Below are 22,679 nucleotides of genomic sequence, written 5' to 3' on the forward strand. Positions count from 1 at the left end.
CCGCATCACCGCACCACGGAACCCGAACCGCGGGTGGTCCCTCGACGGACCACCCGCGGCGCCCCCACCGAAAGGACGCGACATGAGTGCGCTGCTCGACGTCTCCAACCTCGTGGTCGACTTCCCGACCTCCTCGGGGGACCCCTTCCACGCCGTCGACGGCGTCTCATTCCAGGTGTCCGCGGGTGAGCGCGTCGGCATCGTCGGGGAGTCGGGTTCCGGCAAGTCCCTGACGTCGCAGGCCGTGATGCGGCTCGTGTCGGACCCCGGTGTGATCGCCGGCGGATCGGTGCGGTTCGGCGGGGAGGACGTCCTCGCCTACTCCGACCGGGCGCTGCAGCAGTGGCGCGGTTCGCAGGTCGCGATGGTCTTCCAGGACCCGATGTCGAGCCTCAACCCGCTCATGCGGGTCGGCCGGCAGATCACGGAGTCGCTCGAGACGCACCTGGGCATGGGCCGCGTCGCCGCTCGCGCCCGCGCCGTCGACCTGCTGCGCCGGGTCGGGATCCCCGACGCGGAGGCGCGCATGAACGACTTCCCCGGGGCGTTCTCCGGCGGGATGCGGCAGCGCGTCTGCATCGCCATCGCGACCGCCTGCTCACCGAAGCTGCTGATCGCGGACGAGCCGACCACGGCGCTCGACGTGACTGTGCAGGCCCAGGTGCTCGACCTGCTCGACGACATGGTCTCCGAGCAGGATACGGGCGTCATCCTCATCAGCCACGACCTCGGTGTCATCTCCAGCTTCTGCGACCGCATCCTCGTCATGTACGCGGGGCGCATCGTGGAGGAGGGCACGGCCGAGCAGATCGTCGGCGACCCGCAGCACCCGTACACGCACGCGCTGCTCGGCTCCATCCTCAAGTTGTCCGAGCCGATCCCGCCGCGGCTCCGCACCATCTCCGGGGCGCCACCGACGGCCGGCCGTCGGCCGAGCGGGTGCGCGTTCGCGCCGCGTTGCCCAGCGGCCGTCGACGCGTGTCTGACGAACGACCCGGCGCTCGTCCAGGCGCCGCTCGGCGGTGTCGGGCAGCGGGTCGCGTGCGGCGTCGTCGCACCGGAGGCCTTCGTGGTCGAGCAGGAGTCGGCCGCATGAGCCGGCTCGACGGTTCGGACCTCGTCAACGGTCCCAGCAGCCGCTCGCGGGCCGGCGAGGCGCTGCTCGAGGTGCGGGACCTCGAGGTCACGTTCCGCCGCTCCGGTGGTATCGGTCGACGGGCGTCCCGCGTCCCCGCCGTGCAGGGCGTCAGTTTCCAGCTCCGTGCCGGCGAGACCCTCGGCATCGCCGGCGAGTCGGGCTCCGGGAAGAGCACCATCGCCAGGACGCTCATGGGCATCAACCAGGCCTCCGCCGGCAGCATGCGGCTGAACGGTGAGAACGTGGGAGCGCTGCGAGGACGTCGGCTCGCGGAGTACCGCCGCACGATGCAGATGATCTTCCAAGACCCCTACGACTCGCTCGACCCGCGGATGAAGGTGGGGGAGACCCTGCTCGAGGCGATCTCGCTCCGGACCACCAAGCCGACCGACCCGAAGCGAGCGGTCGAGGGCATCCTCGACCAGGTGGGCCTATCGCGGAGCTTCATCGATCGGCGTCCGCGCGAGCTGTCCGGCGGACAGCGGCAACGCGTGTCGATCGCTCGCGCGCTCTGCGTCGATCCGCGCCTCATCCTCTGCGACGAGGCCGTCTCCGCGCTCGACGTCTCGGTCCGGGCGCAAGTGCTCAATCTGCTCAAGGACCTGCAGGAGGAGCTCGGTCTCGCGTACCTCTTCATCTCGCACGATCTGTCCACCCTCCGATTCATGGCGGACCACGTCGGCATCATGTACCTCGGACGTCTGGTCGAGATCGGGACGCGCGACGAGATCTTCGAGAACCCGCAGCATCCGTACACGAGAGCCCTGCTGTCGGCGGTGCCGGAGCCGATCGTCCGCGATCGCTCGACCCGCCTGCCGCGCGTCCGTCTCACGGGCGAACCGCCGAGCGCCGCGAACCCGCCGAGCGGGTGCAGCTTCCACCCGCGGTGTCCGATGGCCCAGGAGGTCTGCCGGACCGTCGCCCCGCCGCTGCGGACCACGACATCGGGGCAGGACGCGGCGTGCCACTTCGCGGATCCCGTCCTGGTCCCGGAACCCGCTCGGATCGGAGCCGACGCATGAGTGAAGCGCTGCCTCCCGTCATCGGCCAGGGTGTCGACCTGGCGGCGACCGACGATGACCGACCGATGCGCGCCCGCGAGGTGCTGCGCAGTCTCCGACGCGACCCCGCGGCGTTCGTGTCGCTCATCGTGCTGCTCCTCATCGCGCTCATCGCGGTGCTGGCTCCGCTCATCACGCCCCACGACCCGTTGCAGACCTACAACGACATCGGACTCGGGCCGCAGGGGCAGCCGCTCCCGCCCGGGACGCCCGGGTTCCTCCTGGGGACCGATGCGCTCGGTCGCGACGTGCTCTCGCGGCTCATCTCGGGCACGCAGGTGTCCCTCGTGATCGGGATCGTGGCCAACGGACTCGCGACCATCGTCGGGGTGACGGTCGGGGTGATCGCCGGCTACTTCGGCGGCATCGTCGAGGCGGTGCTCATGCGCATCACCGACGTCGTCATCTCCTTCCCGATCCTGCTGCTCTGCACCGCCCTCATCGCGGTCACGACCCGGAGCACCACGAACGTCATCATCGTCATCGCCCTCATCTACTGGACGACGCTCGCCCGCATCATCCGCGGCATGGTGATCTCCCTGAAGCACCGCGAGTTCGTCGTTGCGACCAGGACGCTCGGTGTCGGGCACCTCCGCATCATGTGGAAGCACATCATCCCGCACCTGCTGCCGGCGATCATCGTGTACGCCACGCTCGGCGTCGCCTCCTCGATCCTCATCGAGAGCGCCCTGTCGTTCCTCGGCATCGGCGTCCCGATCCCACAGGCCTCGTGGGGGCAGATGATCTCCGACGGGAGCACCTACTTCCAGATCGCCCCCTGGATGCTCTTCATCCCCGGCATCTGCCTGATCGTGACGGTGATGGCGTTCAACCTCGTCGGCGACTGGTTGTCCGAGATGCTCGACTCAGCTGCACCGATGGCGAGGTAGACCGTGTTCTGGTGGCTTGCACGACGACTCGGCCAGATGGCCCTCGTCCTCTTCGGGGTGGTCAGCCTCGCGTTCCTCCTCGTCTACGCCGTCCCCGCGGACCCGGCGGCGACCCTCGCCGGGCCGAACGCGAGTGCCGAGACGATCGCATCCATCCGCGCACAGCTCGGCCTCGACGCCCCGCTGTGGGAGCAGTACCTCGGGTTCATCGGCCGGCTCCTGAGCGGCGATCTCGGCACCTCGTACGTCCTGCGGGAGACGAGTGTGTTCGAGCGGATCGTCTCCGCTCTGCCGACGACGGTCCTCGTGGCGATCGGCGGGCTCGTCTGGCAGATCATCCTCGGTGTCCCGGCCGGCATCTACGCCGCCTACCGTCGCGGTGGTTGGGTCGACCGCACGGTGACCTTCGTCTCGCTGATCGGACTGTCGGCGCCGTCGTTCTGGCTCGGCCTGCTCCTCATCTACTACTTCGCGTTCAGTTGGGGACTGTTCCCGCTCAATGGGCTCGGTGACCCGATCATCTGGTACCTCGTGCTCCCGACCTTCACGCTCGGGTCGGGCGGCGGTGCCTGGTACGCCCGCATGACGCGGACGAACATGATCGAGACGCTCGACTCGCCGTTCGTCCGGATGGCCAGGGCGAAGGGCATGCCCGAGCGGACCATCCTCTGGCGCCACTGCTTCCGGCACGTCGCGATCCCGCTCGTCACGATGATCGGACTCGACTTCGGATACTTCCTCGGAGGCGTCGTGATCGTCGAGACCGTGTTCGGACTGAACGGCATCGGCCGGCTCGCCTTCGACGCGATCTCCAACCTCGACACCCCGATGATCGTCGGCACCGTGCTCTTCTCGGCCCTCTTCATCGTGGTCGTCAACTTCATCGTCGACCTCCTCTACTCCGTCATCGACCCACGCGTCCGCCTGCAGCGCGCGTGACCTGAACCTCCGACCGATCCCACCACCGTCCGCGCATCGCACGATGCCGGCACCCGCAGAAGGAGAACCACCATGTCCGAGTCCGATCGCAAGCTCCGAGTCGCCGTCGTCGGTGCCGGCCGCTGGGCCGTCCGCTCCCACATCCCCGGCTGGCAGCGCGACCCGCGTGTCGAGGTCGTCGCGCTCGCCGAGATCGACGAGGAGGCGCTCGCGTCGGCGGCCGCGGAGTTCGGCGTCGAGCGTGCCGTGACCGACTACCGCGAACTGATCGACGACCCCGACATCGACGTCATCGACGTCGCGACCGGCAACGCCATGCACTTCGAGATCTCCATGGCGGCCATCGCGGCGGGCAAGCACGTCCTCTGCGAGAAGCCCGTGAACAGCGACTACACCGAGACCCGGCGCGCCGCGGCGCTCGCCGCCGAGCGTGGTGTCAAGACGAAGCTGGGCTTCACCTTCCGCTTCGCCCCCGCCATCCAGTACGCGAAGCACCTCATCGACCAGGGGTTCATCGGCGAGCCCTACATTTTCAACGGCTACGAGCAGAACAGTCAGTGGATCGATCCGAAGACGCCGCTGCGTCAGGTGGACCCGGACGCGGACCCCGAGGTCATCGCCGTCTCCTCCATCGAGGGCTACGGCGCGCCGATCATCGACATCATGCACTGGTGGCTCGATGCTCCGATGACGAGCGTCGTCGGGACGATGCGCAACTTCGTCCCGGAGCGGATGGTCCGCGACACGGGCGCGATGCAGCGGATGAACATCGACGACGGCGACATGTGGATCGCCGAGTTCGAGCAGGGCCGTCTGGCGTCGATCCAGTCGTCCTACGTCACCGTCGGCAACTTCCCCGGCATCGAGGCCCGCATCTACGGTTCGGAGGGCGCGATCATCGTCCGCCTCGTCGAGGAGGCGGGTATCTGCCAGACGATCAAGGTCGCGAAGAAGGACCAGGTCGAATTCGAGGAGCTCGAGATCCCCCAGGAGTTCTTCCCCGAGGGTGGGGCATCCACCGAGCCCTGGCCGTTCCTCTTCTACTCGAACCTCTGCAAGGACTTCGCCACCGAGATCCTCTCCGGTGAGGACTTCAACCAGGGCAACTTCGACCAGGGCGCGCTCGTCCAGGAGACGATCAACGCGTTCGAGCTGTCGTTCCGCACCCGCGCCTGGTGCGACTTCCCGCTCGCGCTCGCCCCGTCGGATGCGAACGACGCCGAGGCGGCCCGCGCGTGACGGACGCCGAGACGGTCGCGCCGCTCGCAGCGGTCGACGCGGCGGCCCACGCCTGGGGCGAACTCGCCGACGATCAGGCGGCGGCGACGATGCTCACCAGGGTGCTCGCAGCGGTCGACGTCCCGGGCGTGAGCTACGCCGACGCCCGGCTCATCGAGGCCGAGGAGGTGCGCCTGTACTCGACGCTCGAGTCCGGACTCGACGAGCGGATCGAGCACAACCTCGGTGTCGGCGTGCGTGTGCTCTTCAACGGCAGCTGGGGGTTCGCCTCCGTTCCGATCGACGACGCCGACGACCTCACGCTCGCGGCTCATCGCGCGCTCGCCAATGCACGCAACGCCGATCGGGTCTCCGACGCGCACCGCACGGAACTGCCGCCGATGCCGGCGGTGAGCGGCCGGTACGCGACCGACGTCGTGCTCGACCCCTTCGCGGTGTCGGCGTCGACCCGGCAGGCGCTGCTCGGCGACATCCTGAGCGCCGCGAGCGCGCCCGTCGAGGTGGTGATGGCCCAGGCCGGCCTGAACGCCAAGCGACAGCACCGGCACTTCGCCAACACGGAGGGCTCGATGCAGCACCAGCACCTCATCGAGAGCGGGGCGATGGCGCTCGTGAACGCGGTCGGCCACGGCACGATGCAACGGCGTTCCTTCCCGAACTCCTTCCACGGCAACACCGCGCAGGCGGGGTGGGAGTACGTCGAAGGCCTCCGGATGGTCGAGGAGGCCGATCGGATCGGGCGGGAGGCCGTGGAGCTGTTGACGGCGCCACTCGCGCCGCAGGGCACGGCCGACGTCATCATCGGCCCGGCGCAGATGGCCCTCCAGATCCACGAGTCGACGGGTCACGCCCTGGAACTCGACCGGATCCTCGGTGACGAGGCGAACTACGCGGGCACCTCGTTCATCGGGCCCGACGCGGTCGGCTCGCTCCGATACGGCTCCGAGGCGGTGAACATCACCTCCGACCCGACGGTGCCCGGCACCCGAGGCTCCTTCGCGTTCGACGACGAGGGTGTCCCGGCGTCGCGCCAGCCGCTCATCTCGGAGGGGATCATCCGCAACTTCCTCTCGACGCGCGACTCGGCCGCCCGGATCGGGGTGCCATCGATCGGCGCAGCCCGCTCCGACGGCTGGGGGTACATACCCGTGTGCTTCGCGACGAACGTGTTCCTCGAACCCGGCAGCGGGTCGACAGAGGAACTGCAGGAGCGTCTCGGCGACGGCTACTACATCGACGACAACCGCAGCTGGTCGATCGACGAGCGTCGACACAACTTCCAGTTCGGCACCGAGGTCGCGTACGAGGTGAAGGACGGCGTCCGAGGCCGTCTGCTCCGCGGCTTCTCCTACGGCGGCACGACGCCCGAGTTCTGGCAGTCCGTCGAGGCGGTCGCCGGGCCGGAGGAGTTCAAGGCCTTCGGCATGCCCTGCGGCAAGGGCGAACCCAAGCAATGGGGCTTCCTCGGGCACGGCGCCTCGCCGACGCTCGTGCGGAACCTTCGGATCGGAGTGGACCGATGAGCGACACCGACAGCACGACCACGACCGCCTTCGAGCCCGTCGTCGGCGGCGAGCGAGCCGCCGAGGCGCTCGAGGCAGCCCTCCGCGACGCCCCGGCCGACCGGATCGAGGCGTTCCTCACCGGGCGGCGCGGCGACTTCACCCGCTTCGCCGGTCGCCGGGTGCATCAGAGTCAGGCCATCGACGAGGTGCAGATCATGGTCCGCGCCGAGGTCGACGGGCGGGCGTCGCTCGCCGCGGCCAGCTCGATCTCCGGGCTCGGCCGGGCGGTCGCGAACGCCAGCGCCGCCGCGCGCGAACAGGCCAGACAGGGGCTCCCCGCCGCGCCACCGCGAGCCGAACCGGGCCCTGTCGACGAGCCGGTCGTGTCCGGTCGCACCGCGTCCGGCGCCCTGCTCTGGGGCGAGGACACGGCGGCCTGGGACGTCGGCGAGCACGTCGCCCTCGCCGACCGGGCGATGGCGGAGGCCGATCGCGCCGGTGGTGTGGCCGCAGGCATGTTCGGCCGGGCGGTCACGGAGGTCGCCTTCCACGACCGCGAGCGCGGGACCTCCCGGTACGCCGCGGCGACCGAGGCGCAGGGTTCCCTCACCGTCCGCATCGACGACGGTTCCTCCCACTGGAAGGACCTCTCCCGGTCGTCGGACCGCCTGCTGGCGGCGGAGTCCGTCGAGCGGACGCTCTCGGAGGCGTCCGCCACCCGGGGTCGCGCCCCGCTCGCCCCCGGCGAGTACGACGTCGTGCTCGGGGCGCTCGCCGCCGGAGAGTTCCTCGACTTCTTCGGCGCCTTCGGGTTCACGGGCGGAGCCCTCGCCTCGGGATTCGGCACGGCCGCGACCCGCGCCGGGGAGCAGGCGGCCTCGTCGCTCGTCTCGGTGCACGACGACGCGACGGCCGACCTCGGACTGCCGTTCCCGTTCGATTTCCAGGGCACCACGAAGCGCGACGTCCCGTTCCTCGACCGCGGACGGGTCGCGGAGGTCGTCACCGACCGGGAGACCGCCTTCGCGCTCGGGACCGCGTCGAGCGGCAACTTCCACATCGCTCGCGAGGAGGCTCCGCACGCCATCCCGATGAACGTCATCCTCCGCGCGGCCGACACGACCGAGCTCGACCTCATCGCGGGCGTCGAGCGCGGGGTGTACCTGCAGCGCTTCTGGTACACGCGCACCGTCGATGCGGTCCGCTCCACGATCACGGGGGTCACGCGCGACGCGTGCTTCCTCATCGAGAACGGTCGCATCACGCGGCCGGTCGAGTCGCAGCGCTTCACGGTGAGCGTGCTCGACAGTCTCGCGCGGGTCGACGGCGTCGGATCGGTCTCACTGAGCCAGCCGCTCATGAACGTGTTCAACGGTGCCGCGACCGCGCCACCACTCCGCATCCGCGGCTTCGCCCTCGGCACAGCCCCGGCCCCGAAGGGAGCGACGGCATGAGCCTCAGGACCAACGAGGACCGCCTGGTCACGCAGATTCTCACCGGAGAGGTCTGGCCACCCCAGGCCGACCGGCACGGCTACCGGGTCGACCCCGACGGCCACCCCTTCATCCTGCCCGGCATGGGCGGGGTCACGATGGGTGCGCACGTCGGAGAGGCCGCCACGGGGCACGCGAGCGACCATCTCGAACCCGGGCTGTCGATCCGGCACGCGGGTGCCGAGGCGAACGCCGCACTGCAGTTCCTCAGCTGCGTCGGCAACGTCGTGACCGTGCGCTCGGGGGCGGCGGCAGGAGCCGAGGGTGTCGTCATCGGCCAGCACGCCTACGTCCTCGCCGACTTCGCCGACGGGGCGCTCCGCCAGGTGACGACCGGCGACGCCGTGAGCGTCGAGGCCCGCGGGCAGGGCCTGCGCCTCCTCGACCACCCGGACGTCCGGGTGAAGAACCTGGACCCGCGGCTCCTGCCGCACCTGCCGTTCTCGACGGCGGCCGACGGCACACTCGAGGTCGGCGTCGCCATGCGCGTCCCGGCCGAGGCGGCGGGTGCAGGAGGCGGCATGCTCTCCGAGTTCGCCAACACCGATCTGATGGGTGCCTACCCCGGTCTCAGCGAGGACCTGTCGCTCGGCCTGGAGTCGCTCCGCATCGGCGACATCGTCGTGCTCGAGGACCAGGACCACTCCTACGGACGCGGCTACCGGCCCGGTTGGATCACCATCGGCGTCATCTCCACGGGGGAGTGCCGCCTCTTCGGGCACGGCCCCGGCCCGTCCACCCTGCTGTCGGGACCGGCGTCGGCGTTCACGGTCGTCGACGACCGGGCCGCCAACCTCGGCACCGCGCTCGCCGGCATGGGCCGGGCGACGACCACCACCACGACCACGACGGAGACGGCCGCATGAGCTCGATCATCGCCAACAACCTGCTCGGCTTCGTCGAGCACGCCGGCCTCACCCCCATGGTGTCCTACCGGATCGACCGCGACGGACACCCCTACGTGCCGATCGGCGACGGCGGGGTCGTCCTCGGCGTGCACCTGGGAGACTCGGTCTTCGCCTCAGACACCGACCACGTCGCACCCGGGGTCACGCTCGTGCACCCGGACGCCGGGTCGCGCTTCGGACTGTCGTCCTTCGCCTGCATCGGGAACCGCGCGACCGTCCGGTCCGGCGCGGCGACGGGGGCGACGGGGTCCGTCGTCGGCAAGCGCGGCGAGGCGGGCCGGGTCATCGTCTCCTTCGACGACGAGACGATGGCCGCCCTGCTGCCCGGGGACCGGATCGCGGTGCACGCCATGGGTCAGGGGCTGCGCCGCGAGGACCTGCCCGAGGAGATCGTCCTGCTGAACATCGACCCCGCCCTGCTCGACGCGCTTCCACTGCGCGTCGAGGACGGTGTCGCCGGCTTCGACGTGGTCGGGGTGCTGCCGGGCAAGGTGGCCGGGAACGGTATCGGCCGACCCGCGCACCAGTGGGACGTCGACCTCGCCGTGGTGCCGGAATCGCCCGAACTCGCCGGGGTCGACATGCGGCTCGGGGACCTGTTCGCGGTCGAGCACCTCGACGTCCGCCACAACATGGGGTACCGGCGCGACTGGATCACCGTGGGGATCATCGTCCACGGCGGCTCGCCCATGCCCGGTCACGGTCCCGGATTCGTGCCGATCGCCTGCGGTCCTCGATCGGTCCTCCAGCCCCGGATCGTCAGCGAGGAGGCAGGCGGTGTCCGGCCTGCGCTCACGGCGGAGCGGCTCGCGGCGGTCGCGCCCTGGCCGACCGACTGACCGACCGAAGGAACGCGCGACGCACCGCGCCGCGACCGACGCATCGCCGCACCCGCGGCAGGATGGACCATCATGCAGATCCTCATCGCCAGCCACCTCGAAGCCGAGCACGTCGAGGCGATCCGCGCCTCGCACCCGGACGTCGAGGTGCTCTACGACCCGTCGCTCATCGGCGTCCCGCAGTACGTGGCCGACCACCACGGTCCGACGCCCCGGCTCTCCGCCGCTGAGCAGCAGCGATGGGAGGACATGCTCGCGCGGGCCGAGGTCGCGTTCGACTTCGACTGGCAGGATCCAGCGGCCCTGCCGCAGCGGGCGCCGAACCTGAAGTGGATCCAGGCCACGAGTGCGGGCATCGGCGCGTTCATGCGTCGCACGGGTCTCGACCGGAGCGGCATCGTCGCGACGACGGCCGGTGGCGTGCACGCCGTGCCGCTCGCCGAGTTCGCCCTGACCGGCGCGCTCTTCGTCGTGAAGGGCCTGCCGTACCTGCAGCGTCAGCAGCGCGAGCACCGGTTTGAGCGGTACACCACGAGGCAGCTCGCCGGCATGCGCGTCGCGGTCGTCGGCGTCGGCGGGATGGGCTCGAACGTGGTCCGGACCTTCGACGCGATCGGTGCCCGCGTGACCGCGGTGGGTCGCGTGGGCGGGAGCTACGAGCTGCCGGAGGGCGTCGAGCTGAGCGATGTCGACCGGCTCGACGAGGTGCTGCCGGCCACGGACGTGCTGGTGCTCTGCACGGCGCTCACCCCCGAGACCGAGAACCTCATCAGTGCGGACCGGATCGCGCTCCTCCCCGAGGGGGCCGCCGTCGTCAACATCTCGCGCGGTCAGGTGATCGACGAGGACGCCCTCATCGAGGCCCTCCGCTCGGGTCGACTCGGCGGTGCCGCCCTCGACGTGTTCCGTGAGGAGCCCCTGCCCGCCGACTCGCCCCTCTGGGACCTCGACAACGTGCTCATCTCACCGCACTCCGCGTCCACGGTGGAGAGCGAGAACGCGACGCTCACCGCGCTCTTCATCGAGAACCTCGCCCGGTACCGCGCGGGGGAGCCGCTGCTCAACCGCTTCGACGCCGACCGGGGCTACTGACCCGTCGACCCACGGTCACCGCTCGCGGATCGCCCGCCAGTCGTGCCGCGCGGCGAAGCGGCCGTCGATGAACACGTCGATGTAGCGTGCGCCACCGTCGATCGGTTCCTGGATGATCACCCGAATCGACACCATGTGTCGTTCCTGCACCCCGACCTCGACGTCGAAGACGTTCGGCATGATGCGCCCCAGATTGCCCCCGCTGTCGGCCGCCAGCCACCCGTCGACCTCGATCGTCACCCGGTTCCGGATCCCGGCGACCCGCACGGTGACGTGATGGGGCTCGTCGACCCCGACGGTGAAGCTGAATGAGACGGCCATGACCACCATCAGACCACACGCGTCGACCGCTGGGCGCTGATCAGGTGATCGGCCCGCCGGTGCATCGCGCGACGAGCTGGATCTCGACGGGTGCATCGCCGGGAAGCGCGGCGACCCCGAGGGCAGCACGGACGGGGAGCTCGGCGTCCGGGAACCGTTCGACGACCACGGCGCTCGCCGCGTCGGCGATCTCACTCAGCCGGACGAAGCCGTCGGCCACGGCGAGGTAGACGGTCAGGGAGACCACTTCGGTGAGGAAGGCACCCTCGGGGACCGCGTTCGCAGCGGCAGCGAGCGCCCGCTCGGTCGCGATCCGGGTGGCGGACAGCGCCTGGGCGTCGTCGAGTTCGCGACCGATCCGGCCGGTCGCCACGAGCGCGCCGTCGACCCGCGGGGTCATGCCGGCGGTGTGGACGAGCTCGCCGACGAGGCGTGCGACGGAGTATGCGCCGGCCGGCTGGAGCCTCGCGTCGCGAGGCACGCCGTCGGTCACGCGTCGATACCGGCTGCGGTCGCGAGGCCGGTCAGGCACACGACCATCCGCTCGAGCGCCGCAGCCCACTCCGTCTCGTCGCGGGCGTAGCAGATCCGGAAGTGCCCGCTGCCGGAGGGGCCGAACTGGTACCCGGGCGAGACGACGACCTGCGCCTCGCGCTGGAGGGCTCCGGCGACCTCGACGTCCGACACCCCGAACGCCGAGACGTCGAGGAACAGGTATGCGGTCCCGTCCTGCGGCGTCATGCGTAGGCCGGGGACCCGCGACAGGCTCTCCACGGTGGTGCGCTTGATCGCCTCCAGGTCGGCGATGCGTTCGTGGAGGAAGTCGTCGTCGTCGACGAGCCACCGGGCGAGCATGCGCTGCGCGTAGGCGGGGGCGCGGAGCGAGGTCATCGCGAGCGTCTGCTCGACCGACGCGATGACGTCCTCCGGGGCGACCACGACGCCGATCCGGAAGCCGCTCATGGACTCGGTCTTCGACGGGCCGAGCAGGGTGATGGTGCGGTCGGCCATGCCGGGCTCGGAGCGGAGGTGCGGGAACGGGGTGTCCGTGTAGAGCAGGCGACTGTACAGCTCGTCGACGAGCACGCGGAAGCCGCCGGCGACGGCGAGCTCGGCGACGCGGGAGATCATCTCCGCGGGATAGACGGCGCCGGTCGGGTTGTTCGGGTGCGAGAACATGAGCAGCTTCGGCTGCTCGGGCAGGAACCGTTCGACCACGTCGAGGTCGAGGCCGGGGCGCTCGCCGTCGAGGATGAGCGGGATGCGCTCGACCCGTGCTCCGAGGAACGCGAGGATCCGCTCGCAGAACAGGTAGTCCGGGTCGGCGAGGAGGACGAGGTCGCCCTCGTCGACGATCGAGGACAGTGTCGTGAACAGGGCGCCCTGCGTCCCGGGGGTCAGGGCGAGGTTGCCGGGACCCACCGGGCTGCCGAGGAAGCCGCTGATCGCCGAGGCGAGGTCGGTGAGCACGCCGGGGTCGCCTCGGTACGGGGTGTACGCCCATTCGCCGGTGGCGACGGCCTCGCGGATGGCCTGGTCGGCCCAGGCCGGTGGTGGGAAGCGGACGGTGTCGAAGTGCGTCGTGTCGAGGAGCCCGTGACCGCCGCCGTCGAGTCTGAGCGACAGGTCCGCTGCACGGACGGAGAGCCCGGGAGCCGCCTCCCGATAGGTGAGGTGCGTCCGCGCCACGCGAGCGCTCTGCGCCGGGCGCAACTCGGGAGCGGCGGGCGTGTCGCCGCCCAGCTGGGCGGTGGTGGCCGCAGGCGGGTGCACAGACATACGAGCTCCTCAGAGTCTTGAGGTCCGCCTCATCCGGACCTGTCATCTGTAGACTGTATACTATCGACAACCGGTGATCCATGATCGGTGCGAGATGGCGAGTTCCACGGAGTGCGGGCCAAACGCGCGGTCCTTGCGCGACAGCTGCCGCATGCGCACGTTTCGTGCTCGTAACGAATCAGCACCGGAAGCCTTCTGGGTTTGAGGGATTTGTTCGGAGCGTGCTGTAATCCTCTACAAGCACGTGCGAAGAACCTGCACACAGCCGTGCCGTCTCTCACACACAGAAAACGAGGTCGACATCAATGTCATCCCCACGTAGCGGATTCCGGAAGAGCGCCGTCGCGCTCGCGGGTCTCTCCATCACCGCCCTCGCCCTCGCCGGCTGCGCCGCCGGCGGCGGGAGCGGCTCCAGCAGCGGCGCCAGTGGCACGATCGTCATCGGCACGACCGACAAGGTCACGACGCTCGACCCGGCCGGATCGTACGACAACGGCTCCTTCGCCGTCATGAACCAGGTCTTCCCGTTCCTCCTGAACACGCCGTACAACAGCCCCGACGTCGAGCCCGACATCGCCGAGTCGGCCGAGTTCACCTCGCCGACCGAGTACACGGTGAAGCTCAAGAAGGGCCTCAAGTGGGCCAACGGCAACGACCTCACCTCGTCCGACGTGAAGTTCAGCTTCGACCGTCAACTCGCCATCGCGGACGACAACGGACCGTCCTCGCTCCTCGGCAACCTCGAGAAGACCGACGCGCCCGACGACCTCACCGTCGTCTTCACGCTGAAGACCGAGAACGACCAGACCTTCCCGCAGGTGCTCTCGAGCCCCGTCGGCCCGATCGTCGACGAGGACGTCTTCTCCGCCACCGAGATCACCCCGGACGCCGACATCGTCAAGGGCAAGGCGTTCGCCGGCCAGTACACGATCGACAGCTACAAGTTCAACGAGCTCATCTCGTACAAGAAGTACGCCGACTACCAGGGCCTCCTCGGCGCGGCGAAGAACGACACCGTCAACGTGAAGTACTACACCGACGAGTCCAACCTGAAGCTCGACGTCAAGCAGGGCAACATCGACGTCGCGTCGCGCAGCCTCTCCGCGACCGACATCGAGGACCTGAAGAAGGACAAGAACGTCAAGGTCGTCGACGGCCCCGGTGGCGAGATCCGCTACTTCGTCTTCAACTTCGACACGATGCCCTACGGTGCGACCACCGCCGACGCCGACCCGGCGAAGGCGCTCGCCGTCCGCCAGGCCGCTGCCGACCTGATCGACCGCGCCGCGATCGCCAAGGACGTCTACAAGGACACCTACACCCCGCTCTACTCCTACGTGCCCGCCGGCCTGACCGGTGCCACCGAGTCCCTCAAGGGTCTCTACGGCGACGGCGACGGCGGCCCCGACGCCGCCAAGGCGAAGGAGACCCTCGAGGCTGCCGGCGTGACCGTCCCGGTCGCGCTCAACCTCCAGTACAACGGTGACCACTACGGTTCCGGCTCCGGCGACGAGTACGCGCTCATCAAGGACCAGCTCGAGGCCGACGGCCTGTTCACCGTCAACCTGCAGCAGACCGAGTGGGTCCAGTACGCAAAGGACCGCACGACGGACGTCTACCCGGCCTACCAGCTGGGTTGGTTCCCGGACTACTCCGACGCCGACAACTACCTGTCGCCGTTCTTCGCCACGGACAACTTCCTCGCGAACCACTACGACAACCCGGCTGTCAACGACCTGATCAACGAGCAGCGCTCGACGACGGACGCCGACGCACGGACGAAGCTCATCGAGCAGATCCAGGACACGGAGGCGGCCGACCTGTCGACCATCCCGCTGCTCCAGGGCGCTCAGGTGGCCGTCGTCGGCAAGGACGTCGAGGGAACCGTCCTCGACGCGTCGTTCAAGTTCCGCTACGCGCCCATCACCAAGGGCTGACTAGCCTGACCAACTGATATCCGACTATGGTGAGTCGGACGTCGCGATCGGGGTGGCTCCACAGAGCCGCCCCGATCGTCTGTCCGGGCTCTACCGAGCCGGTGATCGAGGAGGATCCACTGCAATGACGGCAGCTGTCGCAACCCCACCCCCCAAGGCGGCCAGACGTTCCGGAGGTGGCGGACTCTGGCGGTACCTCGTCATCCGCTTCCTGCTGATCATCCCGACGGTGTTCATCCTCGTCACCATGGTCTTCTTCCTGATGCGCCTGACCGGTGATCCGATCACCGCAGCGCTCGGAGGCCGACTCCCGGCCGATCAGCTCGCGGAACGCATCAGTGCCGCCGGCTACGACCGGCCCATCTTCATCCAGTACGTCGAGTTCCTCGGACAGATCGCGGTCGGCAACTTCGGCACGACGATCTCCGACAACCGGCCGGTCATCGAGGTCCTCCTCACGTACGGCTCCGCGACCCTCGAACTCGCGATCTACGCGCTCATCGTCGCCTTCATCGTCGGCATCCCGCTCGGCATGCTCGCCGCCGCCCGCCGTGACCGCTGGCAGGACGCGGGTCTCCGCGTCTTCGCGATCCTCAGCTACGCCACCCCGGTGTTCTTCGCCGGCCTGCTGCTCAAGCTCATCTTCTCCGTCTGGCTCGGGATCCTCCCGGTCGCCGGGCGAGCGAGCACCGGCACCGAGCTGACGCTCCAGACCATCTCGAGCCCGTCCGGCATCTACCTGATCGACGCGATCCGCCTCGGCGATCCGACGGCGATCAGTGACGTCCTCGCCCACGCGGTGCTCCCGGCCATCGCCCTCGGCCTGTTGACGGCCGGCGTCTTCCTGCGGCTGGTCCGCACCAACGTCATCGGCACGCTCGGTTCCGGCTACGTCGATGCGGCCCGGTCGCGCGGCGTCAGTGAGTTCCGGCTCGTGACGAAGCACGCCTACCGTCCGGCGCTCATCCCGATCATCACGGTCATCGGCCTTCAGATCGCGCTCCTCCTCGCGGGCGCGGTCCTCACCGAGACGACGTTCGAATGGAAGGGCCTCGGCTTCATGCTGAGCGAGTACCTCAAGGCGCGTGACTTCGTCGCCGTCCAGGGGATCGTCGCGCTGCTGGCCGTCATCGTCGCCCTGACCAACTTCATCGTCGACATCATCGCGGCGATCATCGACCCGAGGGTGAGGTACTGAGCATGAGTGCTCCGACATCCACCACCGCCGTTCAGACCGCGCCGGCGAAGCGTCCGCTGCGCGACCGCCTGCCCGTCGTCAAGCAGTTCCGCCAGTCGGTCGGGCTGCAGCGGGCGATGCTCGTCATCGGCCTCGTCGTCACGGGCGTGTTCGTGCTCATCGCGATCCTTGCGCCGCTCGTCGCGCCGTACCGCTACAACCAGCTGCGCGGCGACGACGGTTCGTTCGGTACGCAGCAGGCGCCGAACGCGACGAACCTCCTCGGCACGACCGTCGGCGGGTACGACGTCCTGTCCCGGGTGCTCTGGGGTGCCCAGACCGCGCTCTTCGTGATCGTCTCCGCGATCATCCTGTCGATCTTCATCGGCGTCCTGCTCGGGCTCGTCGCAGGGTACTTCGGCGGCTGGCTCGACCGTGTGCTCGTGGTCGTGTGCGACGCGGTCTACGCCTTCCCGTCGCTGCTGCTCGCGATCGTCATGTCGATCGTCATCAGCCGCGGCCAGTCCAGCCTCTGGGGCGGCATCCTCGCCGCCGCGATCTCGATCACCGTGGTCTTCATCCCGCAGTACTTCCGGGTGATCCGCTCCGAGGTCGTGCGCATCAAGAGCGAGGCGTTCGTCGAGTCGGCGAAGGTCATCGGTGCGTCCAGCTCCCGCATCATGTTCCGTCACGTGCTGCGGAACGCGACCCGGACGCTGCCGCTCATCATCACCCTCAACGCCTCCGAGGCCATCCTCACGCTCGCGGGGCTCGGCTTCCTCGGGTTCGGCATCGAGCCGACCGCGGCCGCCGAGTGGGGCTACGACCTCAACCGGTCCGTCTCGGACGTCACGAGCGGGATCTGGTGGACCGCGCTGTTCCCGGGCCTCGCGATCGTCCTCGTCGTGCTCGGCATCACGCTCGTCGGTGAGAGCCTCAACGACCTGTCCGACCCGCGTCTGCGCAGCCGTCGTCGGGTCGGCGCGTCGAGTGGATCGGTCGCTGCGACGTCGAGCATCACGACCACCGGTGGCACGCCCGACAGCCCCGGTGGCGCCGGGATGATGGACGCCGAGTCGCTGGGAGCCGTGAGCGACGCCGCGGCGGACAGCGATCTGGAGAACCGACGAGAGGACGAGCGCTCATGAGCCAGTCGACGCCGACCACCGGTCCACGCGACCTCGGCACCAAGGACATCGTCAGCATCCGCGACCTCGGGGTCTCGTTCTCGACCGATGCCGGCGCGGTGAAGGCGATCAACGACATCTCGCTGTCGGTCGCACCACGCGAGATCGTCGCGATCGTCGGCGAGTCCGGTTCGGGCAAGACGGTCACGGCCAAGACCATCCTCGGTCTGCTCCCGGAGACGGCGACGGCCTCCGGCGCGGTCGTCCTGCGCTCCCGCGACGGTTCGACCGAGCAGGACGTCGTCACGGCGTCGGCGGAGCAGCTGCGGTCCATCCGCGGCAGCGACGCGGCGATGGTGTTCCAGGAGCCGTCGACGGCCCTCAACCCCGTCTACAAGGTGGGCTGGCAGATCGCCGAAGGTCTCCGCGCGCACGGGTCGTACACGAAGGCCGAGGCACGGGCCAAGGCCATCGACATCCTGCGTCGCGTCGGCATCCCGGAGCCGGAGGAGCGGGTCGACTACTTCCCGCATCAGTTCTCCGGCGGCCAGAAGCAGCGCATCGTCATCGCGATGGCACTCGTGCTCGACCCCGGACTGATCGTGGCCGACGAGCCGACGACCGCGCTCGACGTCACGGTGCAGGCGGAGATCCTCGACCTCCTGCGTCGGTGCCGCGACGAGTTCGGCACGGCCATCGTCCTCATCACGCACAACATGGGCGTCGTCGCCGACCTGGCCGACCGCGTCGTGGTCATGTACCAGGGCGACATCGTCGAGGAGGCTCCCGTCCAGGCGCTGTTCTCCTCACCGAAGGCCGAGTACACCAAGAAGCTCCTGTCGTCGGTGCCGCACGTCGGCCGCGGCAAGAGCTCCGCGCCGGCCGAGGTCGAGCGCGGCAAGCAGCTGCAGCTCGGTGAGCCGGTGGTGGTCGCGAAGGGCCTCGAGATCGAGTACCCCGGTCGTTTCGGCCGTGCCGGGTTCCGGGCGGTCAAGGGCGTCGACTTCACGATCCACGCGGGCGAGGTCCTCGGCCTGGTGGGGGAGTCGGGGTCGGGCAAGACCACGATCGGCCGCGCGATCGCCGGGCTCACCAAGGTGACCGGCGGCTCCCTGTCGGTGCTCGGTGTGGAGATGAACCGGGTGAAGGAGCGCGAGTTCGCTCCGAAGCGCCGCGAGATCGGGTTCGTGTTCCAGGACCCGGCGACGAGCTTCAACCCGCTGCTCACGATCGCGGAGTGCGTGGCGGAGCCGCTCATCGTGCACGGGCGCTTCGGCGATGCACGGGCGGCCCGGCGTCGGGTGGACGAGCTCCTCGAGGCGGTCCAGCTGCCGAAGGCGTTCGGCGACCGGTTCCCGCACGAGCTCTCCGGTGGGCAACGGCAGCGCGCTTCGCTCGCGCGGGCGTTGGCGCTCGAACCGGCGCTGCTGGTCGCCGACGAACCGACCTCGGCACTCGACGTGTCGGTGCAGGCCCGCGTGCTGGAACTCTTCGCCGAGCTGCAGCGTGAGTTCGGATTCGCGTCGCTGTTCATCAGCCACGACCTCGCGGTGGTCGACATCCTCGCCGACCGCATCCTCGTGCTGTACCGCGGCGACATCGTCGAGGAGGGGCCCGGCTCAGCGGTGCTCGGTGCGCCGAGCGACGTCTACACGCGTCGTCTCCTCGCGTCACTCCCGGTGCCGGACCCGGCCGAGCAGGCAGTCCGTCGCGAGGAGCTCAAGCGCCTCCGCGCCTGATCCTTCTTCGGTCCGTGAGCCACCCACCCGGTCACTGAGCTTGTCGAAGTGCGCCCTTCGACAGGCTCAGGGACCGGGACCGGGATGGCCCAGGGACCGGGGTGGCTCAGGCCCCGTGCTCAGCCGAGCTTGACGGCGGTGCCGTAGGCGACGACCTCCTGGTAGTTCTGGCCGACCTCGGCCGCGTCGAACCGCATCGCCAGCACCGCGTCGGCACCGAGCGCGGTGGCCGCCTCGATGAGTCGCTGCTTCGCCTCCTCGCGGCTCTCAGCGAGCTGCTTCGTGAGCCCGGAGAGCTCACCGCCCAGCAGCGCCTTGAAGTTGGCGCCGAGTTGCACGCCCGCGTTGCGTGCACGGACCGTGAGGCCGGTCACCTCGCCCAGCACCTCAGTTACCTGGCGGCCGGGGACATCGTTCATCGTCGAGATCAGCATGTTCGCAGTCTGGCACCGCAGCGCCCACCCCCATAGGGGGGATGTCCCGGTAGCGACTGCGGTCGACGCTGAAAGCGCAGTGATCGACGAGCCACGCGACGCAATCGCGGGTCAGCTTCTCCGAACTTCTGCGCTCTCGTTTTTGACCAGGAATCTTCTTGCATGAAGAGTTTCAGGCGCATATATTTCACCGAGAGGGAGTCCTCTCGTATCGAAATGGAGCAAAGAATGAAATCAAAGTGGATGATTCGTGCTGTCCTTGTACTCGTCGTATCGACGGCCGTCGTCGCCGGCGGCGGGGGTGGTGCCGTAGCTGCGCCTGTTCTGAACCAAACGAGCCAGGCAGGCGCTCAGAACGTGGCCGCGGAGTCGGTGAAGCCGGAAACCTTGCCGTCCATCTCTGAGGCTGATGTACGGCAGGCCTTCGTCGAGCTGAAAGCCGCCGCGGTCCCCTTCCAGGAGGAACTCCTGGGCGGTACCGTGACGACCACCTTCAGTCTCGGCGCCGGCCTTGATCTCACGTTCGTCGACCCTCCATCGACGCGAATTGGCGGCGGCATCGATGGCGGTGGCATGTATGTCCTCTTCAACGCGCTCGACCAGAACCTCATCATCGGCGGAAGCGGCTTCGCGATCGGAGCCGCAATTTGCGCGATACCTGGAGTCGGACAAGCAGCATGTCTGGTTGTCGGCGGACTCATCACGATCGCTTTCGCTGTCCTGTCCAACTGGGGCGTCTGCCAGAACGGGAAGGAGATGAAGATCTACTTGAACGGTGTGACGGCAGGGTGTGTACGTGTCTGACCCTCGTAACCTGCATCCACCCTTGCGCAGGCGACGCGCCCTCATCGCCGGCGGTTTCGCCGGCGGCGTTCCGCTGCTGTTAGGTGCGATCGCCCGTGGCGCCCGGCCGTTGGACTACCTAGCGAGCGCGATCTTCCTTGTGGGGCTGCTCGCTACCGCCTGGTGGCTCATCGGCTGGATCAACAAACGGCGACGCGCCAGTTGAATCACGCTGGCGCAGCGGTTTCTCTAGCCAGGTAGTTTGGCCCGACGGGAGCGGTGCGCTGTAGCTGCGTTGACGAGTACGAGACCCGGATGGAACGAGTGATTCCGTCCGGGTCTCGTGTCTCTAGCGAGTGCGCGCGTCGGGCGAGGTCGGCGGGTGACGGCAGACTGGGGTGGTGCACATCGTCCTCCAGCAGCTCGACGGCGCCCGCGTGCGCGTCGTGCACCTCGAGGACCGCCCCACTCCATCCGGCGAGCCACCTCCGGTCTCCGAGACCACCATGCCGCGGGCCGACCTCGCGGCCTTCGTCCGGCGTCTCGAAGCCGAGCCGAACCCGCCGCGCTGGGTCTGGGACGACACCACGCTCTGGTACCCGGCGCTCCTCGCCGCGGGTGTCCGGGTCGCCCGCTGCGTCGACCTCCGGCTCTCACACAACCTCCTCCGCAATGCCGCCTTCACCGCCGACTCCGCCCTCGCGACGGCTCCGGCGGGCCCGTGGGACGAGGTCCTCGACCCGCGCGTCGCCCAGCGTGCGGAGGCGGTCGGGACCCTCTTCGACCTCGACCTCCCGGGCGGCGAACGCGATCCCGTCGCCGAGTTCACGCTCCAGCGTGACGCCGTCGACGGTGCGACACCGCAGGGACGCTCGCAGCTCGGACTCCTCCTCGCCGCCGAGTCCGCCGGTGCCCTCATCGCCACGGAGATGACCTTCGCCGGTCTCCCGTGGGACGCCGAGGCCCACGACCGCATCCTCGCCGACGCCCTCGGCCCCAAGGTGCCGCCCGGTGTCCGTCCGGCGAAGCTGGCCGCGGTCCTCGGGGAGGTCAAGGCCGCCCTCGGGGTGCAGGAGCTCAGCCCCGAGTCACCGGGCGAGCTCCTCAAGGCCCTGCAGCGTGCCGGCATCAACGCGACGTCCACTCGCCAGTGGGAGCTGCAGGAGATCGAGCACCCCGTCATCGAGCCGCTGCTCCGGTACAAGAAGCTGTCCCGTCTCCTCACCGCGAACGGTTGGACGTGGGTCGAGACCTGGGTGAAGGACGGACGCTTCCGTCCCACCTACGTTCCCGGCGGGGTCGTCACGGGCCGTTGGGCGTCCGACGGTGGCGGTGCCCTCCAGCTGCCGCACCAGGTCCGCGGTGCCGTCCTCGCGGACGAGGGGTGGCGCTTCGTCGTCGCCGACGCCGCCCAGCTCGAGCCACGCATCCTCACCGCGATGTCCGGCGACCGCGCGATGGCCGATGCCGGACGCGGCGTCGACCTCTACCAGGGCATGGTCGACGTCGGCGCGGTCGACACCCGACCACATGCGAAGATCGCGATGCTCGGTGCCATGTACGGCGCGACGACGGGGGAGAGCGGGCGCCTCCTGCCCCGGCTCACGAGGGCGTTCCCGCGGGCGATCGAGTTCGTCGAGGCCGCCGCCCGTGCCGGGGAGCGCGGGGAACGGGTCAGCACCCGGCTCGGCCGCACCTCACCGCTGCCCGGCGAGACCTGGCGGGAGATCCAGTCGGCCGCATCGATGGAGGGGGCGAACGCCGCCGCAACCCAGCGCGCCCGCATGGAGGCGCGCAGCTGGGGTCGCTTCACCCGCAACTTCGTGGTGCAGGGCACCGCCGCCGAATGGGCGCTGTGCTGGATGGCCGGCCTCCGGACGCGGCTGCAGGCGCTCGCCGCGAAGTCGGTCGGTCCGGCGGCCGCGCTCACCGAGTCGGCCCACCTCGTCTTCTTCCTCCACGACGAGATCGTCGTCCACTGCCCCGAGCACCAGACCGAGCGGGTCGTCGCCCTCGTGCGCGAGGCGGCGGCCGAGGCCGGTCGCCTGATCTTCGGTACCGCGCCGGTCGAGTTCCCGGTCACCACCGCCGTCGTCACCTCCTACGCCGACGCCAAGTAGCCCGCGAACTGTCACGTGACGCGGGTGTGCGCGGCCCACACTGTTCCGAGGTGACAGTTCGCGAGCTTGACGCTGGCGAAACAGGTCGGGCGGTGGGATGGAGTGCATCAGCCCTCGAAAGGATGCGCCATGACCGTCGAACACGTCCAGACCCGCCC

Annotated in this window: 21 protein-coding genes; 17 read left to right on the forward strand and 4 right to left on the reverse strand. The window is 69.4% G+C overall.

The window, feature by feature from the left end; genetic code table 11:
- Positions 1–82 precede the first annotated feature (82 nt).
- From A4X17_RS02660 to A4X17_RS02705, 10 genes are all read left to right on the forward strand, one after another.
- Complete coding sequence (locus A4X17_RS02660) at positions 83–1,096, forward strand: ABC transporter ATP-binding protein (RefSeq protein ID WP_064294094.1); 1,014 nt, start codon at positions 83–85, stop codon at positions 1,094–1,096.
- Complete coding sequence (locus A4X17_RS02665) at positions 1,093–2,160, forward strand: ABC transporter ATP-binding protein (protein ID WP_064294095.1); 1,068 nt, start codon at positions 1,093–1,095, stop codon at positions 2,158–2,160. The genes A4X17_RS02660 and A4X17_RS02665 overlap by 4 nt, the downstream gene beginning before the upstream one ends.
- Complete coding sequence (locus tag A4X17_RS02670) at positions 2,157–3,089, forward strand: ABC transporter permease (RefSeq protein ID WP_197478999.1); 933 nt, start codon at positions 2,157–2,159, stop codon at positions 3,087–3,089. Before A4X17_RS02665 ends, A4X17_RS02670 begins: the two co-directional genes overlap by 4 nt.
- 3 nt (positions 3,090–3,092) lie before the next feature.
- Entirely contained in the window at positions 3,093–4,028 is a 936-nt protein-coding gene (locus A4X17_RS02675) for an ABC transporter permease (RefSeq protein ID WP_071262055.1), read from the forward strand.
- 72 nt (positions 4,029–4,100) lie between these two features.
- On the forward strand, positions 4,101–5,267 hold the full coding sequence (locus A4X17_RS02680) for a Gfo/Idh/MocA family protein (protein ID WP_064294097.1): 1,167 nt from the start codon (positions 4,101–4,103) through the stop codon (positions 5,265–5,267).
- Positions 5,264–6,790, forward strand: a complete 1,527-nt coding sequence (locus tag A4X17_RS02685; protein ID WP_197479000.1) for a TldD/PmbA family protein — start codon at positions 5,264–5,266, stop codon at positions 6,788–6,790. Before A4X17_RS02680 ends, A4X17_RS02685 begins: the two co-directional genes overlap by 4 nt.
- The gene (locus tag A4X17_RS02690; protein ID WP_064294098.1) at positions 6,787–8,226 is read left to right on the forward strand and encodes a metallopeptidase TldD-related protein; all 1,440 of its coding nucleotides are present in this window, start codon (positions 6,787–6,789) and stop codon (positions 8,224–8,226) included. The genes A4X17_RS02685 and A4X17_RS02690 overlap by 4 nt, the downstream gene beginning before the upstream one ends.
- On the forward strand, positions 8,223–9,131 hold the full coding sequence (locus A4X17_RS02695; RefSeq protein WP_079003710.1) for a DUF4438 domain-containing protein: 909 nt from the start codon (positions 8,223–8,225) through the stop codon (positions 9,129–9,131). The genes A4X17_RS02690 and A4X17_RS02695 overlap by 4 nt, the downstream gene beginning before the upstream one ends.
- A complete protein-coding gene (locus tag A4X17_RS02700; RefSeq protein ID WP_064294099.1) occupies positions 9,128–10,012 on the forward strand; it encodes a DUF4438 domain-containing protein in 885 nt (294 codons plus the stop codon). The genes A4X17_RS02695 and A4X17_RS02700 overlap by 4 nt, the downstream gene beginning before the upstream one ends.
- 72 nt (positions 10,013–10,084) lie before the next feature.
- The gene (locus A4X17_RS02705; RefSeq protein ID WP_064294100.1) at positions 10,085–11,104 is read left to right on the forward strand and encodes a D-2-hydroxyacid dehydrogenase; all 1,020 of its coding nucleotides are present in this window, start codon (positions 10,085–10,087) and stop codon (positions 11,102–11,104) included.
- A gap of 15 nt (positions 11,105–11,119) precedes the next feature.
- On the opposite strand, the gene A4X17_RS02710 is transcribed toward A4X17_RS02705, so the two are convergent.
- The 3 genes from A4X17_RS02710 to A4X17_RS02720 are packed head-to-tail and all read right to left on the reverse strand — an operon-like array spanning position 11,120 to position 13,204.
- Positions 11,120–11,425 (reverse strand): hypothetical protein, encoded by a 306-nt coding sequence (locus A4X17_RS02710; protein ID WP_139205474.1) that lies wholly within the window; start codon positions 11,423–11,425, stop codon positions 11,120–11,122.
- Between the two features lie 40 nt (positions 11,426–11,465).
- A complete protein-coding gene (locus A4X17_RS02715) occupies positions 11,466–11,918 on the reverse strand; it encodes a RidA family protein (RefSeq protein WP_197479001.1) in 453 nt (150 codons plus the stop codon).
- The gene (locus A4X17_RS02720) at positions 11,915–13,204 is read right to left on the reverse strand and encodes an aminotransferase class I/II-fold pyridoxal phosphate-dependent enzyme (protein WP_082915872.1); all 1,290 of its coding nucleotides are present in this window, start codon (positions 13,202–13,204) and stop codon (positions 11,915–11,917) included. The genes A4X17_RS02715 and A4X17_RS02720 overlap by 4 nt, the downstream gene beginning before the upstream one ends.
- A gap of 305 nt (positions 13,205–13,509) precedes the next feature.
- Here A4X17_RS02720 and A4X17_RS02725 point away from each other — a divergent pair, with 305 nt between their 5' ends.
- From A4X17_RS02725 to A4X17_RS02740, 4 genes are all read left to right on the forward strand, one after another.
- The gene (locus A4X17_RS02725; protein WP_064294102.1) at positions 13,510–15,141 is read left to right on the forward strand and encodes an ABC transporter substrate-binding protein; all 1,632 of its coding nucleotides are present in this window, start codon (positions 13,510–13,512) and stop codon (positions 15,139–15,141) included.
- A 124-nt stretch (positions 15,142–15,265) separates the two neighbouring features.
- Positions 15,266–16,339, forward strand: coding sequence for an ABC transporter permease (locus A4X17_RS02730; RefSeq protein WP_064294103.1), 1,074 nt, complete (start codon positions 15,266–15,268; stop codon positions 16,337–16,339).
- 2 nt (positions 16,340–16,341) lie between these two features.
- Positions 16,342–17,466 (forward strand): ABC transporter permease, encoded by a 1,125-nt coding sequence (locus A4X17_RS02735; protein ID WP_082915873.1) that lies wholly within the window; start codon positions 16,342–16,344, stop codon positions 17,464–17,466.
- Entirely contained in the window at positions 17,463–19,184 is a 1,722-nt protein-coding gene (locus A4X17_RS02740; RefSeq protein WP_064294104.1) for an ABC transporter ATP-binding protein, read from the forward strand. Before A4X17_RS02735 ends, A4X17_RS02740 begins: the two co-directional genes overlap by 4 nt.
- A 119-nt stretch (positions 19,185–19,303) precedes the next feature.
- Here A4X17_RS02740 and A4X17_RS02745 read toward each other — a convergent pair whose 3' ends face one another.
- Positions 19,304–19,618: a YbjQ family protein gene (locus A4X17_RS02745; protein ID WP_064294105.1), complete on the reverse strand. Its 315-nt coding sequence runs from the start codon at positions 19,616–19,618 to the stop codon at positions 19,304–19,306.
- Positions 19,619–19,780: 162 nt separating this feature from the next.
- Here A4X17_RS02745 and A4X17_RS02750 point away from each other — a divergent pair, with 162 nt between their 5' ends.
- The 3 genes from A4X17_RS02750 (at position 19,781) to A4X17_RS02755 (ending at position 22,521) form a co-directional block, all read left to right on the forward strand.
- Positions 19,781–20,422 (forward strand): hypothetical protein, encoded by a 642-nt coding sequence (locus tag A4X17_RS02750; RefSeq protein WP_064294106.1) that lies wholly within the window; start codon positions 19,781–19,783, stop codon positions 20,420–20,422.
- Positions 20,415–20,627: a hypothetical protein gene (locus A4X17_RS19100; protein WP_157583294.1), complete on the forward strand. Its 213-nt coding sequence runs from the start codon at positions 20,415–20,417 to the stop codon at positions 20,625–20,627. The genes A4X17_RS02750 and A4X17_RS19100 overlap by 8 nt, the downstream gene beginning before the upstream one ends.
- 175 nt (positions 20,628–20,802) lie before the next feature.
- On the forward strand, positions 20,803–22,521 hold the full coding sequence (locus tag A4X17_RS02755; protein WP_064294150.1) for a bifunctional 3'-5' exonuclease/DNA polymerase: 1,719 nt from the start codon (positions 20,803–20,805) through the stop codon (positions 22,519–22,521).
- Positions 22,522–22,679: the final 158 nt, after the last annotated feature.

It is taken from the genome of Plantibacter sp. H53 (genome assembly GCF_001650455.1).
In the GTDB taxonomy this organism is placed as follows: Bacteria; Actinomycetota; Actinomycetes; order Actinomycetales; family Microbacteriaceae; genus Plantibacter; species Plantibacter flavus_A.

What these genes read in the sequence shown, in the direction of transcription:
- A4X17_RS02690 (WP_064294098.1), top strand. Translation starts at nt 6,787, where the DNA reads ATGAGCGACACCGACAGCACGACCACGACCGCCTTCGAGCCCGTCGTC.
- A4X17_RS02750 (WP_064294106.1), top strand. Translation starts at nt 19,781, where the DNA reads ATGAAGAGTTTCAGGCGCATATATTTCACCGAGAGGGAGTCCTCTCGT.
- A4X17_RS02660 (WP_064294094.1), top strand. Translation starts at nt 83, where the DNA reads ATGAGTGCGCTGCTCGACGTCTCCAACCTCGTGGTCGACTTCCCGACC.
- A4X17_RS02670 (WP_197478999.1), top strand. Translation starts at nt 2,157, where the DNA reads ATGAGTGAAGCGCTGCCTCCCGTCATCGGCCAGGGTGTCGACCTGGCG.
- A4X17_RS02725 (WP_064294102.1), top strand. Translation starts at nt 13,510, where the DNA reads ATGTCATCCCCACGTAGCGGATTCCGGAAGAGCGCCGTCGCGCTCGCG.
- A4X17_RS02680 (WP_064294097.1), top strand. Translation starts at nt 4,101, where the DNA reads ATGTCCGAGTCCGATCGCAAGCTCCGAGTCGCCGTCGTCGGTGCCGGC.
- A4X17_RS02735 (WP_082915873.1), top strand. Translation starts at nt 16,342, where the DNA reads ATGAGTGCTCCGACATCCACCACCGCCGTTCAGACCGCGCCGGCGAAG.
- A4X17_RS02700 (WP_064294099.1), top strand. Translation starts at nt 9,128, where the DNA reads ATGAGCTCGATCATCGCCAACAACCTGCTCGGCTTCGTCGAGCACGCC.
- A4X17_RS02720 (WP_082915872.1), bottom strand. Translation starts at nt 13,204, where the DNA reads ATGTCTGTGCACCCGCCTGCGGCCACCACCGCCCAGCTGGGCGGCGAC.
- A4X17_RS02665 (WP_064294095.1), top strand. Translation starts at nt 1,093, where the DNA reads ATGAGCCGGCTCGACGGTTCGGACCTCGTCAACGGTCCCAGCAGCCGC.
- A4X17_RS02740 (WP_064294104.1), top strand. Translation starts at nt 17,463, where the DNA reads ATGAGCCAGTCGACGCCGACCACCGGTCCACGCGACCTCGGCACCAAG.
- A4X17_RS02730 (WP_064294103.1), top strand. Translation starts at nt 15,266, where the DNA reads ATGACGGCAGCTGTCGCAACCCCACCCCCCAAGGCGGCCAGACGTTCC.
- A4X17_RS02710 (WP_139205474.1), bottom strand. Translation starts at nt 11,425, where the DNA reads ATGGCCGTCTCATTCAGCTTCACCGTCGGGGTCGACGAGCCCCATCAC.
- A4X17_RS02705 (WP_064294100.1), top strand. Translation starts at nt 10,085, where the DNA reads ATGCAGATCCTCATCGCCAGCCACCTCGAAGCCGAGCACGTCGAGGCG.
- A4X17_RS02695 (WP_079003710.1), top strand. Translation starts at nt 8,223, where the DNA reads ATGAGCCTCAGGACCAACGAGGACCGCCTGGTCACGCAGATTCTCACC.
- A4X17_RS02745 (WP_064294105.1), bottom strand. Translation starts at nt 19,618, where the DNA reads ATGCTGATCTCGACGATGAACGATGTCCCCGGCCGCCAGGTAACTGAG.